We start from the raw sequence: 20,331 nt of genomic DNA on the forward strand, positions 1-20,331 counted from the left end.
TTTTTGCCCCAAATCTACCATAAACTTAACCTACTAATGTTATGGTATCTCAAAAGTATTGTAGCTTTTCAATTTTACCAAACAAACAGGATGAACGGCAAAAAAAACCGATGAAATGCACAAATTAACCTTTTGTTAATACTTTTTTAATAAGCTCGAGCGTCTTTTCCTTCGTAAAAATTCATAAAAGCACGGTTTACAACTCGATTTCCACCCGGAGTAGGGTAGTCTCCTGTGAAGTACCAGTCGCCTAAATTTTTAGGACACGCTTTGTGAAGATCTTCTACTGTCTGGAAAATAATTTTCACTTCGGCGTTTATTTCTGGCGAGCTTAACATTTCGGCTATTTTATCTGAAATCTCTTCATCTGTAAATTGATCGTAAATTTCTGTTACATAATTTACAACATCTTTATCTGAGAAATTTTCTTGTGCTTTACATTTAGCATAAACTTCATCTACAATATGGTAAAGGTTTCTTTCTTTTAATAAAGCAAGTGCTGCTCTAAAAGCAACTAAACCTTCTAATTTTGCCATGTCAATTCCGTAACAATCTGGGTAACGAATTTGTGGAGCAGATGAAACGATTACAATACGTTTTGGTTTTAAACGATCCATCATTTTAATGATACTCATTTTCAATGTAGTACCACGAACAATACTATCGTCGATAATTACTAAATTATCTTCAGGTTTAATTACGCCGTAGGTAACGTCGTAAACGTGAGCTACTAAATCGTCACGACTGCTGTCTTCAGTTATAAAGGTTCTAAGTTTAGCATCTTTAATGGCTACTTTCTCTGTACGTATTTTTACAGCTAAAAGTTCCTGAAGAGTATCTGCAGTAAGCGTATTTCTGTTTTCTAAAATATAATTGTTTTTTCTTTGATTTAAAAAATCCTGAGCCGCTTCAACTAAACCATAAAATGAAGTTTCTGCTGTATTTGGAATGTAAGAGAAAACAGTATTATCTGTATCGCTGTCAATTGCTTTAAGAACAGCTGGTAAAATTAATTTTCCTAAATCTTTACGTTCTTGATAGATTTCAGCATCACTTCCTCTTGAGAAATAAATTCTTTCAAACGAACATGCTTTTTTAACCGTTGGTTCTAAGATTTGCTGCATCGAAACTTTTCCGCTTTTCTTGATAATCAAAGCGTTTCCTGGATCGATTTCTTGAACACTTTCAAAAGGGACATTAAATACAGTTTGAATAACGGGTCTTTCAGAAGCTACGACAACAACTTCATCATCTTGATAAAAATATGCTGGACGAATTCCTGCCGGATCTCTAAAAACAAAAGCATCACCATGACCTAATAAACCAGCCATAGCATAACCTCCATCTAAGTTTTTGGCTGAACGAGCTAATATTTTACCAATATCCAAGCGCTCAGCAATAACTGGAGAGGCTTCTCTTTTAGAATATCCTTCAGCTTTACAATCTTGGTACAATTGCATTACTTCTTTATCTAAGAAGTGACCAATTTTTTCCATTACAGTAACAGTATCTGCCATTTCTTTTGGATGCTGTCCTAATTCAACCAGATTTTCGAAAAGTTCTTTAACATTGGTCATGTTAAAGTTTCCTGCCAAAATCAAGTTACGGTGCATCCAGTTGCTTTGACGTAAAAATGGGTGAACGCTTTCAATGCTGTTTTTTCCAAAAGTTCCGTAACGAACGTGGCCTAAAAACAATTCTCCTACATAAGGAATGTTTGCTTTTAGTTCTGTCATATTATCTCCCAATTCAGGATGTGCTTTTAGCTCTTCGCTAACACGCTCATTGATTTGTTTGAAAACATCTTGAATAGGTTGTGAATGATTAGAACGAACTCTGCTGATATAGCGTTGTCCAGGTTCAACATCCAGTTTAATGCTTGCAAAACCAGCGCCGTCTTGTCCGCGGTTATGCTGTTTTTCCATCATTAAATACATCTTCTGAATTCCGTAAAAAGCAGTTCCGTATTTTTCTTTATAATATTCAAGCGGTTTTAGTAGTCTAACTAAGGCTATACCACATTCGTGTTTTAAAGCGTCGCTCATTGTTTTTTGTTATTTGTGTGTTGTTGTAAGTTGTGTGTATTAACGTAATAAAAAAGCCCCGTTTTATCGAGGCTCTTAGGCATTATATTTCTATGTCAAACTGAGTTAACGACTTAAATTGCTGTAATCGAATCGCTACTTCTGCTTTGCTTAAGTTTTCCATCCTTTCGGTTCCGAATTTCTCGACGCAGAACGAAGCTAAATTTGAACCGTAAATAATTGCGTTCTTCATATTTCCAAAAGAAATGTTTTCGCTTTGCGCAATAAATCCAGAAAAACCACCTGCAAAAGTGTCTCCGGCTCCAGTTGGATCGAAAACTTCTTCTAATGGTAAAGCTGGTGCAAAGAATACTTCTCTATTATGGAATAAAAGTGCGCCGTGTTCTCCTTTTTTGATTACCACATATTTTGGCCCCATGTCTTGGATTTTAGCCGCCGCTTTTACTAATGAATATTCACCAGAAAGCTGTCTTGCTTCTTCGTCATTGATTGTAATAACATCTACACGTTTAATAACGTCTAATAATTCTGGAAGAGCGCAGTCCATCCAAAAGTTCATAGTATCTAAAACTACTAATTTTGGTTTTTTCTCCATTTGATCTAGAACACTGCTTTGCACTAATGGATGTAAGTTTCCTAACATCACAACATCAGCATCTTTGTAGTTTTGAGGAACTTTTGGCTGAAAATCAGCTAAAACGTTTAACTCGGTTACAAGAGTGTCTCTAGAATTTAAATCGTTGTGGTATAAACCGCTCCAGAAAAAAGTCTTTCCTCCTTTTACAATTTCGACACCAGAGATATCAATATTTTTTGAAGTTAAAAGATCTAAATGTTCTTGAGGGAAATCGTCGCCAACTACAGAAACAATGGCCGATTGCAAGTTAAAAAATGATGCCGATAATCCGATGTAGGTTGCAGCACCACCTAATATTTTATCTGTTTTTCCGAAAGGAGTTTCAATCGCGTCGAAAGCAACTGTTCCAACAATCAATAATTTATTCATTTTATGAATTTCGAATTAGGGTGCAAAGATACTTCATAAGTTACAATCTTGCAATGGTTTGGGTTCTCAAAATTTTCTTAAAAAAATGACAACGATTTCGAAGTAAAACTATTGTAAATGAATTGGTTAAAATTGAATTTTTAACGAGATTAAAATATGTTTTTTAGATTAAAGATGCAAGTTTTTTGAAAATAATTGCGAATAATTTACAATTGATTTTCTTCTTATGATTAAAACTCCAATGATTAAAATGATTTTAAGTTAATCGTTGCTTTACTATAGTGGGTTTAGGGATAAATTAAGGGAATATCGAAAAGGTGAAGCAAAACCCAACCACACTATCTTTCTTTTAAACCAGTTAGTCAAAATCCATTTTAGATTTAGTTGTTGTTAGTCGAAGCTTTTTTCTAAATCTAATTTGGCTAATTTTAGGCTAGGTTTATTTATTTTTAATATTGATGCTTTAATTTTGCTTCTATCTTTTTGAGTTATAACTGTAGGAATTAGATTTTCAAGTTTGATGTGAAATAAACGATGAATAATTATTAAATCTCTATTGGTAAAAGGGCTAATTCCATTCATGAGTTCTGACATATAAGATTTACCATGACCTAAAATTACACCTAAATCTTGTTGGTTTATACCATGTTTAGAAATTTTATCTTTAATTATATTTTTTCTGTTTTCTAAAAATATTCTTTCTTGTTCCGCGATAAATTCTGCTAAATCACTTTCTTGTATTTTTTCATCTGAAACAATTGAATCTTTATTCCAATGTTCATTTTCATATTCTTTAATAATTGCTCGAAGTTGTTTTCTTTGGTCTGTTAATTCGGGGTGGTCTTTCACAAGCAATCGAAGTTTTCTATCTAGAATCATTGCTCTTTCAAGACCAATTTCATCAGAAATAGCACCTTTTTTTAATATCTGTTTTAAATCTATTTGTGTTTTCATGTTTTTAATTATTGCTAAGGTTTTTTATGAAATATGTCCTTTATCTTTTAACCATTTCTTGATTGTATTTTTATTGTTTTTGAATGTGGTTTCATATTCATCATGATTTCCACACCATACTATCGTTGCTTCATCGTCTTCAAATTCTATCAATATAAAAACTCTATGAATATTAATGTCAAAAAAATAAAAATCATCATAAACACAATCCGCATCTGCTCTTTCATTAATAATATCTAATTTATTGCTCCAATTGCTGTTTTTAAAATCATTAAATAATTTATCTATTGCATTGTGTAATAACATGTTTCCCTTATTCTTTCTTTTCAGTTTCTCTAAATGCTTTATTCCAATTATTTCCATAATGACTACAAATATATGTATAAAAGTTCTGAAATAATTAGAACTTTTAGAATTTTTGATTTGCGAGTTGTTTTTTGATTTGCAATAAGGTATCGTCTAGGATTCGATCTGTTTACGTATTTGCTATCAAAATAGGTTGGGTATTCTCTGCTAAGATAAAAAAAAGTCTTCAAGAAAATAAAACGTCTGGTAACTACAAAATCAGCAATTGTGTAAACCAATTTTTAGCGATATTGCCCATCTTTTTTTTTTACTTCTGATTTTTTAGGTTACTTATATTTTTTATCCAATTAATAGCATCTTTCATAGGTTCTTCATCGTTTGAAAATGCTGTATTGTGACCCAAGTTCGGAAACAATTTATATTCATATTGTTTTCCTTTAGATTTTAGTTTATCAAGATATTCGACTGATAGCTTTACAGGAACTTGAATGTCTTTGCCTCCAAAAATCCAAATTCCTGAAATTGATAATTTAGAAAGAACATCATTAGGATTCGTATCAATAAACTCATATTTGTCAGGGTCATTAAACACATGTTTTCTTGTATCTTCTTCGGAGTGTGTGTCCCAAAAATTTTGATCTCCATTGGTATAAAATTGGAATCTCAATTGTTCTTTAACTGTTATAAGTGCTCCGCTAAATATGGTCATAAATTTAACTTTCTTATTTTTCTCAGCAGCCAATGGAATTATCCATCCAGCTTGACTACCACCTATTAAGCCTATTGCTATTTTATCATTGGGTAAAGATTTAGATAAGGTATTTACAGCGGCACTCGCATCTAAAGACAAAAGATTTAGGTTTGAAAAGTCAACATTGTTAGTTCCTACTTCAGGGCCGGCATATACACCAGCTGATTCTCCAACGCCACGTTTATCATAGGTTAAAACTGCAATTCCATTATTGGCTAGGGTTGTAGCAAAGTCTATCATTCTTTTTTCTTGTCCAGATCCATGAACAATCACAACGGCTGCTTCTATGTTCTTAGGTGTAAAAATGGTTCCAGCGAGAGAAACTCCTTCACTAACAAATTTTATTTCCTCAGTAGTAAAGTTTGGCTGAATTGCAGATGCATAATTAGTCACAACTAACAATAATAGTAAGATAGAATATTTGAATGTTTTTTTTGTTCTTAGAACATGTTTAAAAATTACTGTTTTATTTTTCATTTCAAATCTATAGTTCATATTTCTTATCAAAATAATTCTTCAAAATCCCAATCTGAACCAAGATCATAAAAGGAACAATTAAAATCGCATATAAGGTGTTTTTAGAAAAATGAATTCCTGAAAAAGTGTTCGAGATTTTATCAGAATATAATTTTCCGATTTCGTCAATTTTAAAATTGTTTTCAGAAACAGAAAAAAGAGAAACGTAAATGACTAAAGCGGCTAAAGCCAATCCGATAGAAATCCAAACGGGTTTAGAAATTAATGGTTTATATGCTTTGAGTTTTTTCTCTTCTAATACATGAACTTCAGCCATTATTTTAGAAGTAAAATCTATTGATGGCGACTGCAGTTTGTCTTCAGCCATCATTTTCTCAATAAGTTGTTCTATATTTTTATCGCTCTCTTTCATAAAATTCTATTATTTCTGGTTCTAACTGCTGTCTCAAAATTACGGCTAATTTCTGTCGGCTCCTAAATAATTTTACTTTGGCATTATTGGCCGACACATTCATGATCTTTCCGATTTCTTCTAAATTCTGATCATCAAAGTAAAAAAGAGTTAAAAGGAAGTTTTCATCACTGGGTAATAAATTTAAACATTTCTGAATCGTTTGCTTTCGTTCTTTTTCTTCTAAAGCACTTAGCGCATTATCCATCGTTTTAATTAAATGGGATGAAAATTCATCTATCGAAATGTTTAAATCTTCTTTTTTGTTTTTCTTTAATCTGTCCAGACACGTATTATAAGCAATCTTGTAAATCCAAGTCGAAAATTTCGATTCTCCTTTAAATTTATTTAATGAATTGTAAATCTTAATAAACGTATCCTGAGCAACTTCTTCAGCTTCTTCACGGTTTTTAACCATTTTTAAAGCCAAAGTAAAGATCATATCCTTATAACGATCCACAAGAACAGCGAAGGCATTGGTTTCGCCCTGTAGAATTTTATCGATATAATGTTGATCGGTTAATGTGCTCATAATTATATAGGACGACAGTTTGTTTGTTTAGGTTACAAGAAAATTGAAAATAAAATTCCAATTTTTTGAAATTCCAACTTAGAAATCTTATATATAAGAATTGAACTTTGGCAAAGTTTGACTGCAATACTGTCGTCTGAGCTTTTCAAAGAAAATGCACAATCTTTGTCGAGTCTCGTGTGTGTGATCTCTCCTCCGTCGAGATGACAAAAATATCATTGTTAGTTTTTTTTATTCAAAATTAATTGTTAATCAATTAGTTTTGGAATTTGGAATTTAAAAATTGAATTTTTTTCTAAAAACTTGTAACCTCAATTAAAAAAGCCTCGTCCTATGGAATATATCAATCAATTAAAAACATAAATATCATGGATTCAAAAATTTTAATTCCAATAAGCTTATTCTTAATGATCTTCGGGATTGTTTATCTTATTTATTCAACAAGAAATAGAGAACGTATGGCTCTTATAGAAAAAGGTGTAGATGCCAGTATTTTTATGCAAGGAAAAGCAAACAGAGTTCCAGCTTGGAAAATCTTTGTAGTAAATATAGCATTCTTGCTAATAGGTAGCGGTGTTGGAATTTTTATTGGATTACTTATTACAACTTATACTTCACTTGACGATGGAGCGGTTTATCCTGCAATTATTTTCATCATGTCAGGAATAGGGCTTTTGACTGGATTTAAAACAGCAAAAGATTTAGATAAAGAGTAATCAATAAAATAGGACGAGTACAAAAAACGCATCAGTTATTTGATGCGTTTTTTTATTCTTTAGAAGCGACAGTTTCGTAATAAACATCCACCGAAAGTTTGGGTTGCATGGATGCCATAACGGCCAATTGATCACAGCGTTCGTTTTGCGGATGATTGTTGTGTCCTTTGATCCATTTGAAATCGACTTGGTGTTTTCGGTAGGCAATTAAAAAACGTTTCCATAAATCTGGATTTTTTTTGTCTTTGTATCCTTTTTTCTCCCATCCAAAAACCCATTTCTTTTCGACAGAATCCACCACATATTTAGAATCTGAAACCACAAGCACTTTCATGTTTGGGTTTTTCAATTTTTCTAAACCGACAATTACAGCAAGAAGCTCCATTCGGTTATTAGTTGTTAGGCGAAAGCCTTCGTAAAATTCTTTTTTATATGGAGTGCCTACCAATTCCATTACCACGCCGTAACCGCCATTTCCAGGATTTCCTTTTGCCGCGCCATCTGTATATATATGTACTTCGTGCATTTTTTAATTGTAGATTTTAGACTTTAGATTAAATATCCTTTGTCTAAAATAATTGATATTGATTTTTGAATTGGACTTTATTCTCCTAATAATCTATGAATAATTTCTGGAAAGTGTTTTTGTTCTAGTTCGTGAATCTTTTCTGCAACAGTTTCAGGAGTGTCTTCGTCATTTATTGCAACGTTTGCTTGGAAAATAATACCGCCTTCATCGTAATGTTCATTTACATAATGAATAGAAATTCCGGTTTCTTTCTCCTTATTATTTACTATTGCTCTATGAATGTGCATTCCATACATTCCTTTGCCTCCGTATTTAGGTAAAAGTGCTGGATGGATGTTGATTATTTTATTTGGATATTGTTCAATTATGTTTTCTGGGAATTTTAATAAGAAGCCGGCAAGAACGATCAAATCCGGGTCGATTTTTTGTATTTTTTGTAATACATTTCGTTTTAAAAGTTCGTTTTTTTCGAAGATTTCAACTGGAATTTGATGATTTTTTGCTCTGTCGATAACTTTTGCTGAAGCATTATTTGTAAAAATTGAAACAACCTTTGCAATTTCAGTATTCGAAAAATATTTTATAATGTTCTCTGCGTTAGTTCCTGATCCTGAGGCAAAAACGATGATTTTTTTCATAATTGAATTTATTTTGAGAATGCAAAAAACGGAATAAAAAACGAAAATAAATAGCTTTCAAACGGCTTTCTTGAAATTAATTTTATAAATTAGTGTCACATTTATAAACTAAATAGTTGTTTTAAAATAAAGTTTTTTATTTTTGCCAACAAATTAAATTCTAAAATTAAAGATTATGTCAGACATTGCATCAAGAGTAAAAGCGATTATCGTAGACAAATTAGGTGTTGACGAAAACGAAGTTGTAACAGAAGCAAGCTTCACTAATGATTTAGGAGCTGACTCATTAGACACTGTTGAGCTTATTATGGAATTCGAAAAAGAATTTGATATTCAAATTCCAGACGATCAAGCAGAAAACATTGCTACTGTTGGTCAAGCTATTTCTTATATCGAAGAAGCTAAAAAATAATAATACCACACCCGATTTCTAAAAATCCCAATTTTTTTGAAATTCCAAATTCCAATTGGAATTTGATTTTTGAAATTTGAAATTTTTAAGGATCGGGTGTTATTATTTTTTTAAATTTTAAAATTAGATTGATATTCAATCAAAAAGATATATTTATATTGTAATTCCCATGGCTCTTAAGTAACAACAAGTTAAGAAAGCGTGGGTTTTATTTGTTTAAAGTACAAAACACATATTTATGGCATTAAGGCGAGTTGTTGTAACAGGATTAGGTGCACTTACTCCTATAGGGAATAATATCCAAGAATATTGGAACGCACTTGTGAATGGGGTTAGCGGAGCGGCTCCTATAACATATTATGATACAGAAAAGCATAAAACGAAATTTGCCTGCGAAGTGAAAAACTTCAATATTGAAGATTACATGGATCGCAAGGAATCTCGTCGATTAGATAAATTTGCACAGTACGCTGTTGCTGCCAGTGATGAAGCTATTAAAGATGCTGGAATTACAAACGATAACGTAAACAAACAAAGAGTTGGTGTTATCTGGGGAGCAGGAATTGGAGGTTTAGAGACTTTCCAAGAAGAAGTATTGTATTATGCAAAAGGGGATGGAACTCCAAAGTTCAATCCTTTCTTTATCCCTAAAATGATTGCCGATATTGCACCTGCACATATTTCTATGCGTAATGGATATATGGGACCAAATTATACTACGGTTTCTGCTTGTGCATCTTCTGCAAATGCATTGATCGATGCTTTCAATTACATTCGTTTAGGAATGTGCGATGTTATTGTTTCTGGAGGTTCTGAAGCAGCAGTTACAATTGCTGGTATGGGAGGTTTCAGCTCAATGCACGCTTTATCTACAAGAAACGAAAGTCCAGAAACAGCTTCAAGACCTTTTGATGCAACCAGAGATGGTTTCGTTCTAGGAGAAGGAGCGGGAGCTTTGGTTTTGGAAGATTACGAACATGCTAAAGCCAGAGGAGCAAAAATCTATTGCGAAATTGGCGGAGGCGGAATGTCATCTGATGCTTATCACTTGACTGCACCACATCCAGAAGGAATTGGAGTTATTGCTGTAATGGAGAATACTTTAAGAGATGCTGGAATGACACCTGATCAAGTAGATCATATTAATACTCACGGAACTTCTACTCCATTAGGAGACGTTGCTGAGTTAAAAGCGATTAGTGCTGTTTTTGGCGATCACGCTAAAAATATCAACATCAACTCAACAAAATCAATGACAGGACACTTACTTGGTGCTGCTGGAGCTATCGAAGCTATTGCTTCTATCTTGGCAATGCAAAACGGAATTGTTCCTCCAACGATTAACCATACAGTTGTTGACGAGAATATTGATCCATCTTTAAATCTTACTTTAAACAAACCTCAAAAAAGAGAGGTAAATGTTGCCATGAGTAATACATTTGGTTTTGGTGGACATAATGCTTGCGTATTGTTTAAAAAATTAGTTGACTAATTTCTGTATATGAATATTATCAAAAAAATATTTTCTAAATCCCGTTCTCTAGAAGACGGGATTTTTTTTGACACTATTCAGAAAATTCTTGGTTTTCCGCCTTCAAATGTTGATTTTTATAGAAGAGCTTTCACACATCGTTCTTCTAATAAATTAGATTCTAATGGGCATCCTATTAATTATGAGCGATTAGAATTTTTAGGAGATGCAATGTTAAGTGCTGTTATTGCAGCACATTTATTTAACAAAGCGCCAAATGGAGATGAAGGCTATTTAACCAAAATGCGTTCAAAAATTGTGAGTCGTGAGCATTTGAACGAATTAGGTAAAGATTTAAATCTAGTGCAGTTTGTAGAAAGTAAAGTGCCGATTCAGCATTTTGGAGAAAATATTCATGGAAATATTTTCGAATCTCTTATTGGTGCTATTTATTTAGATAAAGGTTATTCTTTCTGCGAACGATTTATTCAAAAAAGAGTAGTTACTCCTTATGTCGATATTGCTCGATTAGAAGGAAAAGTGATAAGTTATAAAAGTCTTGTTATCGAATGGTGTCAGAAGGAAAAAAGAGTTTTTCATTATGACATTTTTGAAGATAACGGCATAGATGGACAGCGTTTATTTGGTGTCAAATTAAGTATTGATGATAAAGTTGTTGCAAGAGCGAGAGCAACTTCAAAAAAGAAAGCAGAAGAAAAAGCATCGCAGAGAGCTTATTTTGCATTTCAAGAAAAAATTGACAAGAAATAGCTGCAAAAATGTTGTAAGTATCACAATGCTATAACGTTTTCGTTTATAATTTAACAAAACAACCATGTCATAACTGTTGAAGCTCCGTTTAGAAATAGTATATTTACAACTTGATTTTTCAAGACATGGCTATTCATAAATTGGATTTAGACGAATTTGACGAAATTGATTATTATTTAATGGCAATTCATACTTCATTAGAAGATTATAGATTAGCCTATTTTATCAATAAAATCCTTCCGATAAACTTAAGTAAGAGCAAAAACGAGATCCATGCTCAAACTAAGGAAGGAGAAGCAAATTTTTCAAGATTCTATTATTATGATGAAGAAAAAGCTGTTTCCTGGAATTTAATTCAGAATAAAAACGAAATCATTTCTGTGAGTACAAATGATTTTCAGAATTTGTTTTCTAATGAAACAAGTGAGGTTTCGACAACAATTCATTTACTTCCTGAATTTAAAAAAGTCGATTTTTTCCTGAAAATAGACAATAGCGAAGAGGCGCTTAATTTTTCAGAAATTCAACAAAAATTAAAAACAATCGAAAGTATTGCAGCAATTTATGCTGTCGATACGGACAATATAAAATCAAAAAACAATCTAATTTTTTAAAAAAAATGCTAACAAACAAGAAAACCAAAATTGTTGCTACACTTGGCCCCGCTTGTAGTACAAGAGAGATCATTAAAGACATGATCGAAGCAGGTGTTAATGTGTTTAGAATCAATTTTTCGCATGCAGATTACGAAGGAGTAAAAGAAAAAATTAATATTATTAGAAGCCTTAACGAAGAGTTTGGTTACACAACTGCAATCCTTGGAGATTTGCAAGGACCAAAACTTAGAGTTGGTGTAATGGAAGAAGGTACTGTGGTAAACGATGGTGATGAAATCACTTTTACAACTGCCGAAGATATTGTCGGAAATGCAAAAAAAGCATTTATGAAATACCAAAATTTTCCAAATGATGTAAATGTTGGAGAGCGTATTTTACTTGACGATGGTAAACTTATTTTTGAAATTGTTTCAACTGACAAAAAAACAGAAGTTGTTGCTAAAGTTATTCAAGGTGGAGAATTAAAATCTAAAAAAGGCGTTAATCTTCCAAACACAAAAATTTCTTTACCAGCTTTAACTGAAAAAGATATTGCAGATGCGATTTTCGCAATCGAACAAAAGGTAGACTGGATCGCACTTTCATTCGTGAAAACTCCACGCGATTTACAGGATTTACAAGAATTAATCGCTAAACATTCTGAAGTAAAAATTCCAATCGTTGCTAAAATTGAAATGCCAGAAGCTCTTGAGAACATGGATAAAATTGTAGCATACTGCGATGGTTTAATGGTTGCTCGTGGAGATCTTGGTGTTGAGCTTCCTGCTCACGAAGTGCCATTGGTTCAAAAAGATTTGATCAGAAGAGCTAAAACGGCTAGAATTCCTGTTATCGTTGCTACACAGATGATGGAAACAATGATTACAAGTTTAACTCCAACAAGAGCAGAGGTAAATGACGTTGCTAACTCAGTAATGGATGGTGCAGATGCTGTAATGTTGTCTGGAGAAACTGCAACAGGAAATTATCCAGTTCAAGTTATCCAGAGAATGGCTCAAATTTGTGAGGCTGTTGAGAATTCACCATTAATCCAGGTTCCTCAAAATACACCACAAATTAAAACAAACCGTTTTGTAACTAAAACAGTTTGCCACCAAGCTACTTTATTGGCTAATGAAATCGAAGCTAAAGCAATTTGTACTTTAACAAACAGCGGTTATACAGCTTTCCAAGTTTCAGCTTGGAGACCTTCTACAGCTCATATTTTAGTGTTTACTTCAAACAGAAGAATCTTAACACAATTGAATTTATTATGGGGAGTTAAATCTTTCTACTATGATAATGACGAAAGTACTGATGATACTGTAACAGATGTAAATCAAATTGCAGTTGAAAAAGGATATGCACAAAAAGGAGATTATTTAATCAACCTTGCTGCAATGCCAATCAAAGAAAAAGGAATGGTTAATACGATGAGAGTATCTCAAATCGAGTAATAATTTCTCTACAATATTTTTAAAAAACCGCTTAGTTCATAAGCGGTTTTTTTTGTTTTTACTTCTTTTTTATTGATACTTTCAAAGTCAGATGATGGTAAATTTTGTTTCATTTGATAAATTTTCTAGAAATTTTTATTCCATTTTGCCATAAAATATACTTTGAATAGTTTTTTATCCTATTTACATAAAAAGTAAAAGAGATTACTTTCCCGTTCATTTAGTGTGTTCATTTTCTAAAATGAAACATTTTGGTGCAAATTCTTCATTTTTCTTGTTTCATTTTATAAAATGAAACAAGCTGACGCCAAATAATTACAATTGTTCGCTCATTTATTAGTTAATTTTGAGAAGCTTAAAAAAAAAGTTAAAAAACTATGTTTCAGATTTTTAAGTAAAAACAAATTTGAAACACCTTCAAAATACAGCCTACTCTTTATTAAAAGCCTTTTTAAAATTACATTTTCCCATTTCTTTTTTTGGATTTACAACCTCATATACATAACAAGAATCATTAACGAATTTTTATTATCATGAAACAAATCAAACGAAAATGCGGATTTACATTTGCCATAAAGGTATTTACACTACTATTTTTTGCAGGAGTTTCTGTAACTGCACAGAGCAAAAAGCCAAATATTTTGGTGCTTTGGGGAGATGATATCGGAACAACTAATATAAGTGCTTACAGCGATGGACTTATGGGATATACTACTCCCAATATTGATCGTTTAGCCAATGAAGGATTACGCTTTTTGCATTACTACGGAGAACAAAGCTGTACCGCTGGGCGTGCTGCTTTTTTAACAGGACAGCATGGACTTAGAACTGGATTAACAAAAGTAGGTTTCCCAGGAGCGCCTATGGGAATGAGCCAGTTGGACCCTTCTATAGGAGGTATAATGAAAAGCTTGGGATACACAACAGGACAGTTTGGTAAAAACCACGTAGGAGATCGTAACGAAAGTTTACCAACTGTAAACGGTTTTGACGAATTCTTTGGCAACTTATATCACTTAAATGCAGAAGAAGAACCAGAATTACCTGATTATCCTAAAGATCCAGAGTATTTGAAAAAATTTGGGCCTAGAGGTGTTTTGAAATGTACTGCAACAAATGTTGATGATGCGACAACAGATCCTCGTTTTGGCAGAGTTGGAAAACAAAAAATCGAAGACACAGGAGCACTTACGAAAAAAAGAATGGAAACAGTAGATGATGAAACATCCGCAGCAGCTATAGATTTTATTAAAAGACAACATGCCGCGGGAAAACCATTTTTCTGCTGGTTTAATGCTACTCGTATGCACTTGCGTACACATGTTAGAGCAGAACATAGAGGAAGATATACCCATGGTGACAGTGAATACATCGATGGTATGATCGAACATGATGAAACTATTGGAAGTATTATAAAGGCATTAGATGATTTGGGAATTGCAGATAATACTATTGTGGTTTATTCTACAGATAATGGCCCTCACATGAATACATGGCCAGACGGAGCGATGACACCATTCCGTTCTGAGAAAAATACCAACTGGGAAGGAGCTTTCCGTGTACCATGTATCGTTCGCTGGCCAGGGCATATTAAACCAGGAGTAACGACTGAATTGATGAGCCATAATGATTGGATCCCAACTTTTGCTTCGATTGCAGGAGAGCCAGATATCATTAATAAACTTTTAAAAGGTTACAATGCGAACGGAAAAACATATAAAGTTCATTTAGATGGTTTTGATCAAAGTAAATTTTTAGAAGGTAAAACACAAAAAAGCGCTAGAGATAAATTCTTTTATACAGATGATGATGGACTTTTAGTTGGTTTAAGAGAAGGAGATTATAAATATGTTTTCGCAGAACAGCGTTTAGGAGGAACAATGGGAGTTTGGGCAGAACCATTTACAAAACTGCGTTTACAGAAAATATTCAATTTATATCAGGATCCATTTGAAAGAGCTGATATTACTTCGAATACTTTCTGGGATTGGCAGATGAATCATGTACAGCTAATGTATGGTGCCATTCAAGATGTAGTCGTATTTGCGGAAACATTTAAGGATTATCCTCCAAGATCAATTCCGCCAAGTTTCTCTGCTTATACTATAATGGAAGAAGCGATGAAAGATATCAAAGCTCAAAAATATATTGAGAAAAATGTACTTCCTAAATTAAAAGAGGACGAAGAGACAGCTTCAAAAAAGAAAAAATAAAAACATAAAAAATAGAGCTTGAATCTTCTATACTTCAAGCTCTATTAACTTCAAAAAATCAATATCATGTATAAGAAAATATATGTGTTGCCTCTGTTTTTGTTTTTATTGATTTCTTGTAAAAACAAATCAGAAGACACTACTATTATTAGTCCAAAAGATAGTACGGCATTAGTCACAAATAATGGAGATCCTTTGCCGAGCTGGAATGATGGTGCTTTAAAAAAAGATATTATTGCTTATGTCGAAAAGGTAACCAAAGAGGGGAGCCCAGATTTTATTCCAGTGCAGAACCGAATTGCCACATTTGATAATGATGGAACGCTTTGGGCAGAAAAACCATTGGTTCAGGAATTATTTGCTTTTTACCGAGTAAAAAAAATGGTGGAAGCCAATCCTGCTTTGGCACAAAAACAGCCTTTTAAAGCGGTATTAGAAAAAGATAAAAGCTACTTTGAAAAAGGCGGAGACAAGGCGCTTATCGAATTGGTGGCAGCAACTCATACCGGAATGTCAGAAGATGAATTTGAAGCTTCGGTTTTAGATTTTTTTAAAGATGCAAAAGTTCCTGGAAAAAATGTCGCTGTAAAACAGATCCGTTATCAGCCTCAGTTGGAACTTTTGAATTATCTGCGTGCCAACGGATTTAAAACATTTATCGTAACAGGAGGAACAATCGAAGTGGTTCGGGGAATTTCTGAAGAGTTTTATGGTATCCCGAAAGAACAAGTTGTGGGGACTTCTTTTAAATATAAATACGATCCGGAGAAAAATGTGGTCAAGAGAGAGCCTGCTTTGGATCTTTTTAATGACAAAGAAGGAAAACCTGTTAGTATTCAACTTCATATCGGACAACGTCCAGTATTTGCCTGTGGTAATGAAGGCGGAGCTGGAGACCTTGCTATGCTCAAATATTCGCAGGGAAATAAATATCCATCATTTCAAATGATTGTAAATCATAATGATTCAATCAGAGAATATAATTATGAGGAAATAGATAATCTTTCATTAAATACAGCTGCTAAAAATAAATATCATGTTATTAGTATAAAAGACGACTGGAAAAAAGTTTTTGCAGATTAATATTTACTGTTTCCAAGTTGATGATTATAGATCTGATTTGCTTTTTTAATTGATTAAATAAAATGGTATGAAAAATTCTTTTCTAATATTAATGCTGATGTTATCAGTTCATTTTACAATTTCAGCACAAGAAGAAGCAAAGTCTGGAAATAGTGCGCAAGAACTAGCTGATAAAATGGCAAATCCCGTGGCAAGTTTGATTAGTGTTCCACTGCAAAATAATCTTACTTATGGAATTGGTCCATATAATGGGATAAAATATCAGATTAATATACAGCCCGTTGTTCCTTTTAAATTAAGCGAAAATCTAAATTTAATTACCCGTTATATACTTCCAGTGGTAGACCAGCAAGATGTTACGGGAGAAAATACACATGAATTTGGTTTGAGCGATGCAACAGTAACTGCTTTTTTTGCACCAAAAAGCAAGAAACTAATTTATGGAATTGGCCCCGCTTTTTTAATCCCAACCGCTACAGAAAAATTTTTAGGAACAGAAAAATTTGGAATTGGGCCAAGTGTTTTGGTCATGCATCAAGGAAAAGGACTTTCAATAGGTTTTTTAGCTAATCAAATTTGGTCGGTAGCAGGAGCGTCTGACCGTGCTGATTTCAATCAGTTTTACACACAAATATTTCTAACACATAGTTATAAAAGTGGCGCAAGTTTAGGCATTACTTCAGAAATTACTCAAAACTGGCAGGGCAATACAACTTTAATTACAATTAGTCCAAATGTTGGTGCTATTACAAAATTAGGAGGTCAGACCATGCAATTTGCGGTTATGCCTTTAATTCCGGTTGTGGGACACCAATCTATTAAACCAGACTGGGGATTAAGAGCAGTGGTAGCCTTTATATTTCCGCAGTAAATTTCATAAGAGTTTTTAGAAAATATCACTTTAATTTTTTAATAGTATCAATGAAAACCAAATTTTAAGAATTGGCACGTTTTCATGGTTTGAGAAAAAAACGAAGAAATAAAAGATTAGGAAGCTGAAATTAAATCATTAATAATATTCTAGTATGAAAAATAAATGCCAAATAATTCTAGCCGTAATTTCTTTACTATTAAGCTTTGGCTGTAAAGAGTCAACTATAAAAAATCCAGATACAGCAGTAGTTTCACAACCTGGCTCCGAAATAAAAATGGATGGCGATCTGCCTTCAAAAGAATCTGTTTCGTTATTGTTTGACGAAATGGACACCCAGCAGGCAACACAATGTTATTTGTGGGGACTTCCAATTGTGGCTTTCGCCGAATGGCAGTATCAACATTATAAAACATTTAATGCATCGAGCAATGATCTTGTTTTGTATAATACTTATGATGACCGATTGGGTATTTTGACGGCTAATGCTACAACTCCGTATATAATGACATTTATTGATCTCGCCGCTAACGGGCCAACTGTAATTGAAATGCCTGCGGGTCGTACTGCAGGAGGTTTGGCGGATTTTTGGCAGAGAGAGCAGGCAACAATTGGAGAAATGGGGCCTGATAAGGGAAAAGGCGGAAAATATATTTTGGTGCCGCCAACCTTAAAGGACTTTAAAGCCGATGGATATTTTATAGTTCCCTGCAACACTGTCAATATGTTTTTTGGTTTTAGAGCTTTGGATCCTGATCCTAAAACAACAGAAACATTATTGAAACAGGTAAAAATTTATCCGTACGCACAAAGAGCAAATCCAACTCCGACAAAAGTGGTCAGCCCGCCAGCAGGTAAAAAATGGTTGGGAATTCAGCCAGCAGGAATTGCTTATTGGGAACGCCTTCATGCAATTCTGCAAAACGAACCTGTTGAAGAACGCGATCGTTTTTTTATGGCTTGGCTTAAAAATTTGGGTATAGAAAAAGGGAAACCTTTTACACCCGACGAACGGCAGAAAAAGATTTTAATATTGGGTGCCGAGAAAGGACAGCAAATGGCAATGGCGAATTCTTTTGAAAAACGTTTTGCAGCTGTAAAACATTGGCCGGACAAAAAATGGGATTATGTTATGATTCTCTCAGATCCATCACAGCGTACTGCTAATTATGATGAATTTTTCGAAAGATCATCTTACTTCTATGAGGCAGTTACCTATTCAAAAGCCATGATGACCAAAATACCAAATGTAGGACAAGCATACTTGGGAGCTTATTTTGATAATAATGGAAACTGGTTAAACGGTTCTAAAAATTATACCTTAAATATTCCAGCAAATCCTCCAGCAGTTAATTTCTGGTCTATAACAGTTTACGATTCGGCAACTAGATGTTTGATTGATAATCCGCAGAAAAATGCTGATCTGTCTTCTCGTAAAGATTTAATAAAAAATGCAGATGGTTCTATCGATTTGTATTTTGGCCCAAAAGCACCAGCGGGCAAAGAAAAAAATTGGGTACAGACTTTACCAGGTAAACACTGGTTTACTTATATGCGTTTCTATGGCCCTACAAAAGCATATTTTGACAAAAGCTGGAAAATGGATGACATTAAAGAAGTGAAATAAAATTCATTTTTTATGACCGAAAAGACAGCAAATAATACCGAGAATCTTTTTGATCCTTTAGCATCAAAAGCAGAGCGTTATGAGAAAGGAGCCATAATCCGAAAAATTGTGCCTCGTTCTTCTCATCAAGAATGGACTGCGCCGGAAGATCGTGAAGATCCAATTGCTGTATTGATCAAAACAAGTACTGGAAGAATTGAAGATCTGCTTCCCATTCGATATAGAAGAATGATCGAATCACCTTTTGCATTTTATAGAGGCGCGGCGGCAATTATGGCGGCAGATTTGGTAAATACACCCAATACAGGAATGCAAGTACAGCTTTGTGGAGATTGTCATCTAATGAATTTTGGAGGATTTGCAACTCCAGAGCGTAAATTGGTCTTTGATATTAATGATTTTGATGAAACTTTTCACGGCTCTTGGGAATGGGATGTTAAAAGACTCGCTGCCAGTTTTGCCATTGCTGGAAAATGGAGAAAATTTTCTAACAAAGATTGTAAAGAATTTGCCTGGCATGTGGCAGATAGTTATAAAAGACACATGCTGGAATACAGTAAATTATCGGCATTGCAGATTTGGTATGCCGATATTGATTTAGCCGATCTTATTGAATTAGGTAAAGATGAAGAATTAAAAGAATTTCAGCAGAAGCGGATTAAAAAAGCAGCCGAATCTACAGCTCACGAAAAGGAGTTTGCAAAAATGACGTATCTCGATGGAGTTCGAGCTAGAATAAAAGACGATCCCCCGCTGATTTATCATCCGTCAGGAACCGATGAAAATTATACCTTAAGAGAAGCCAAAGTCATTCATAAGCGATATATAGAATCGCTTCCAGAAGATAAACAGGTTTTGTTGAGCCGTTACACTATGCATGATTTTGCGATAAAAGTGGTAGGTGTGGGAAGTGTTGGAACACTTTGCGGTATAAGCTTATTAATGTCGGCAACGGGAGAACCTATCTTTTTACAATTTAAAGAAGCCAGAAAAAGTGTTTTAGAAGCTAATGTAGAGAATAAACCAAAATATAAACATCAAGGTGAACGGATTGTAATGGGACAAAAATTAATGCAGTCAGCATCGGATATGTTTTTAGGATGGACAAATGATGACAGAGGAAGGTTCTTTTATATTCGTCAGCTTCGAGATGCTAAAATAAAACCGGTTATCGAAATCATGAAAGTAGATAATATGGCCGATTACGCCAAAGCCTGCGGATGGGCGCTTGCACGGGCACATGCACGATCTGGCGATCCGTCAATGCTTTCAGGTTATATTGGAAATAATAATGAATTTGCTAATGCAGTCTCAAAGTTTTCCATGTTATATGCACATCAAAACGAAATCGATTACAATAAATTGGTCGAAGCCGTAAAAGAAGGAAGATTGCCTATTTCGGCAGAAATATAATTTTCAGTAATT

Annotated in this window: 20 protein-coding genes; 11 read left to right on the forward strand and 9 right to left on the reverse strand. The window is 33.7% G+C overall.

Annotation, left to right across the window (positions count from 1 at the left end):
• Nucleotides 1-146: 146 nt before the first annotated feature.
• From P2W65_RS05950 to P2W65_RS05980, 7 genes are all read right to left on the reverse strand, one after another.
• Nucleotides 147-2,045 carry an amidophosphoribosyltransferase gene (locus P2W65_RS05950; RefSeq protein ID WP_289664179.1) on the reverse strand — a complete coding sequence of 633 codons (1,899 nt, stop codon included), beginning with the start codon at nt 2,043-2,045 and terminating at the stop codon, nt 147-149.
• A gap of 82 nt (nt 2,046-2,127) precedes the next feature.
• Nucleotides 2,128-3,051: a PfkB family carbohydrate kinase gene (locus P2W65_RS05955; protein WP_289664180.1), complete on the reverse strand. Its 924-nt coding sequence runs from the start codon at nt 3,049-3,051 to the stop codon at nt 2,128-2,130.
• 390 nt (nt 3,052-3,441) lie between these two features.
• Nucleotides 3,442-4,005, reverse strand: coding sequence for a transcriptional regulator (locus tag P2W65_RS05960; protein ID WP_289664181.1), 564 nt, complete (start codon nt 4,003-4,005; stop codon nt 3,442-3,444).
• Between the two features lie 24 nt (nt 4,006-4,029).
• Entirely contained in the window at nt 4,030-4,311 is a 282-nt protein-coding gene (locus tag P2W65_RS05965) for a type II toxin-antitoxin system HigB family toxin (RefSeq protein WP_289664182.1), read from the reverse strand.
• A gap of 307 nt (nt 4,312-4,618) precedes the next feature.
• Complete coding sequence (locus P2W65_RS05970; protein ID WP_289664184.1) at nt 4,619-5,539, reverse strand: alpha/beta hydrolase family protein; 921 nt, start codon at nt 5,537-5,539, stop codon at nt 4,619-4,621.
• Nucleotides 5,540-5,546: 7 nt separating this feature from the next.
• Nucleotides 5,547-5,951, reverse strand: coding sequence for a hypothetical protein (locus P2W65_RS05975; protein ID WP_289664185.1), 405 nt, complete (start codon nt 5,949-5,951; stop codon nt 5,547-5,549).
• Entirely contained in the window at nt 5,935-6,522 is a 588-nt protein-coding gene (locus tag P2W65_RS05980; RefSeq protein WP_289664186.1) for an RNA polymerase sigma factor, read from the reverse strand. The genes P2W65_RS05975 and P2W65_RS05980 overlap by 17 nt, the downstream gene beginning before the upstream one ends.
• A 368-nt stretch (nt 6,523-6,890) precedes the next feature.
• Between P2W65_RS05980 and P2W65_RS05985 the strand changes: the two genes are divergently transcribed.
• Nucleotides 6,891-7,238: a DUF6249 domain-containing protein gene (locus P2W65_RS05985; protein ID WP_289664187.1), complete on the forward strand. Its 348-nt coding sequence runs from the start codon at nt 6,891-6,893 to the stop codon at nt 7,236-7,238.
• Between the two features lie 52 nt (nt 7,239-7,290).
• On the opposite strand, the gene rnhA is transcribed toward P2W65_RS05985, so the two are convergent.
• Entirely contained in the window at nt 7,291-7,764 is a 474-nt protein-coding gene (rnhA, locus tag P2W65_RS05990; RefSeq protein WP_289664189.1) for a ribonuclease HI, read from the reverse strand.
• Nucleotides 7,765-7,841: 77 nt separating this feature from the next.
• The gene (gene purN / locus P2W65_RS05995) at nt 7,842-8,405 is read right to left on the reverse strand and encodes a phosphoribosylglycinamide formyltransferase (protein ID WP_289664190.1); all 564 of its coding nucleotides are present in this window, start codon (nt 8,403-8,405) and stop codon (nt 7,842-7,844) included.
• Between the two features lie 175 nt (nt 8,406-8,580).
• Between purN and P2W65_RS06000 the strand changes: the two genes are divergently transcribed.
• From P2W65_RS06000 to P2W65_RS06045, 10 genes are all read left to right on the forward strand, one after another.
• Entirely contained in the window at nt 8,581-8,817 is a 237-nt protein-coding gene (locus tag P2W65_RS06000) for an acyl carrier protein (RefSeq protein WP_007137004.1), read from the forward strand.
• Between the two features lie 238 nt (nt 8,818-9,055).
• A complete protein-coding gene (gene fabF / locus P2W65_RS06005; RefSeq protein WP_289664254.1) occupies nt 9,056-10,309 on the forward strand; it encodes a beta-ketoacyl-ACP synthase II in 1,254 nt (417 codons plus the stop codon).
• A 9-nt stretch (nt 10,310-10,318) separates the two neighbouring features.
• Nucleotides 10,319-11,059, forward strand: coding sequence for a ribonuclease III (rnc, locus tag P2W65_RS06010; protein WP_091490410.1), 741 nt, complete (start codon nt 10,319-10,321; stop codon nt 11,057-11,059).
• A 125-nt stretch (nt 11,060-11,184) separates the two neighbouring features.
• Nucleotides 11,185-11,673 (forward strand): IPExxxVDY family protein, encoded by a 489-nt coding sequence (locus tag P2W65_RS06015; protein ID WP_109191320.1) that lies wholly within the window; start codon nt 11,185-11,187, stop codon nt 11,671-11,673.
• A gap of 5 nt (nt 11,674-11,678) precedes the next feature.
• On the forward strand, nt 11,679-13,112 hold the full coding sequence (gene pyk / locus P2W65_RS06020; protein ID WP_289664256.1) for a pyruvate kinase: 1,434 nt from the start codon (nt 11,679-11,681) through the stop codon (nt 13,110-13,112).
• A gap of 533 nt (nt 13,113-13,645) precedes the next feature.
• Nucleotides 13,646-15,325, forward strand: coding sequence for an arylsulfatase (locus P2W65_RS06025; RefSeq protein ID WP_289664257.1), 1,680 nt, complete (start codon nt 13,646-13,648; stop codon nt 15,323-15,325).
• A gap of 66 nt (nt 15,326-15,391) precedes the next feature.
• Nucleotides 15,392-16,408: an HAD family hydrolase gene (locus P2W65_RS06030; RefSeq protein ID WP_289664258.1), complete on the forward strand. Its 1,017-nt coding sequence runs from the start codon at nt 15,392-15,394 to the stop codon at nt 16,406-16,408.
• 67 nt (nt 16,409-16,475) lie between these two features.
• Complete coding sequence (locus P2W65_RS06035) at nt 16,476-17,279, forward strand: hypothetical protein (protein WP_289664260.1); 804 nt, start codon at nt 16,476-16,478, stop codon at nt 17,277-17,279.
• A gap of 154 nt (nt 17,280-17,433) precedes the next feature.
• Nucleotides 17,434-18,906: a DUF1254 domain-containing protein gene (locus P2W65_RS06040; RefSeq protein WP_289664261.1), complete on the forward strand. Its 1,473-nt coding sequence runs from the start codon at nt 17,434-17,436 to the stop codon at nt 18,904-18,906.
• Nucleotides 18,907-18,918: 12 nt separating this feature from the next.
• Nucleotides 18,919-20,319: a DUF2252 domain-containing protein gene (locus tag P2W65_RS06045; RefSeq protein ID WP_289664262.1), complete on the forward strand. Its 1,401-nt coding sequence runs from the start codon at nt 18,919-18,921 to the stop codon at nt 20,317-20,319.
• Nucleotides 20,320-20,331: the final 12 nt, after the last annotated feature.

The organism is Flavobacterium panacagri (genome assembly GCF_030378165.1).
GTDB classification, from domain to species: domain Bacteria; phylum Bacteroidota; class Bacteroidia; order Flavobacteriales; family Flavobacteriaceae; genus Flavobacterium; species Flavobacterium panacagri.

Coding starts and splice junctions, on each gene's coding strand:
- P2W65_RS06035 (WP_289664260.1), top strand. CDS start 16,476: ATGAAAAATTCTTTTCTAATATTAATGCTGATGTTATCAGTTCATTTT.
- P2W65_RS05950 (WP_289664179.1), bottom strand. CDS start 2,045: ATGAGCGACGCTTTAAAACACGAATGTGGTATAGCCTTAGTTAGACTA.
- P2W65_RS05955 (WP_289664180.1), bottom strand. CDS start 3,051: ATGAATAAATTATTGATTGTTGGAACAGTTGCTTTCGACGCGATTGAA.
- P2W65_RS06025 (WP_289664257.1), top strand. CDS start 13,646: ATGAAACAAATCAAACGAAAATGCGGATTTACATTTGCCATAAAGGTA.
- rnhA (WP_289664189.1), bottom strand. CDS start 7,764: ATGCACGAAGTACATATATATACAGATGGCGCGGCAAAAGGAAATCCT.
- P2W65_RS06040 (WP_289664261.1), top strand. CDS start 17,434: ATGAAAAATAAATGCCAAATAATTCTAGCCGTAATTTCTTTACTATTA.
- P2W65_RS05980 (WP_289664186.1), bottom strand. CDS start 6,522: ATGAGCACATTAACCGATCAACATTATATCGATAAAATTCTACAGGGC.
- P2W65_RS05975 (WP_289664185.1), bottom strand. CDS start 5,951: ATGAAAGAGAGCGATAAAAATATAGAACAACTTATTGAGAAAATGATG.
- fabF (WP_289664254.1), top strand. CDS start 9,056: ATGGCATTAAGGCGAGTTGTTGTAACAGGATTAGGTGCACTTACTCCT.
- P2W65_RS06015 (WP_109191320.1), top strand. CDS start 11,185: ATGGCTATTCATAAATTGGATTTAGACGAATTTGACGAAATTGATTAT.
- P2W65_RS06000 (WP_007137004.1), top strand. CDS start 8,581: ATGTCAGACATTGCATCAAGAGTAAAAGCGATTATCGTAGACAAATTA.
- P2W65_RS06045 (WP_289664262.1), top strand. CDS start 18,919: ATGACCGAAAAGACAGCAAATAATACCGAGAATCTTTTTGATCCTTTA.
- rnc (WP_091490410.1), top strand. CDS start 10,319: ATGAATATTATCAAAAAAATATTTTCTAAATCCCGTTCTCTAGAAGAC.
- purN (WP_289664190.1), bottom strand. CDS start 8,405: ATGAAAAAAATCATCGTTTTTGCCTCAGGATCAGGAACTAACGCAGAG.
- pyk (WP_289664256.1), top strand. CDS start 11,679: ATGCTAACAAACAAGAAAACCAAAATTGTTGCTACACTTGGCCCCGCT.
- P2W65_RS05970 (WP_289664184.1), bottom strand. CDS start 5,539: ATGAAAAATAAAACAGTAATTTTTAAACATGTTCTAAGAACAAAAAAA.
- P2W65_RS05965 (WP_289664182.1), bottom strand. CDS start 4,311: ATGTTATTACACAATGCAATAGATAAATTATTTAATGATTTTAAAAAC.
- P2W65_RS05985 (WP_289664187.1), top strand. CDS start 6,891: ATGGATTCAAAAATTTTAATTCCAATAAGCTTATTCTTAATGATCTTC.
- P2W65_RS06030 (WP_289664258.1), top strand. CDS start 15,392: ATGTATAAGAAAATATATGTGTTGCCTCTGTTTTTGTTTTTATTGATT.
- P2W65_RS05960 (WP_289664181.1), bottom strand. CDS start 4,005: ATGAAAACACAAATAGATTTAAAACAGATATTAAAAAAAGGTGCTATT.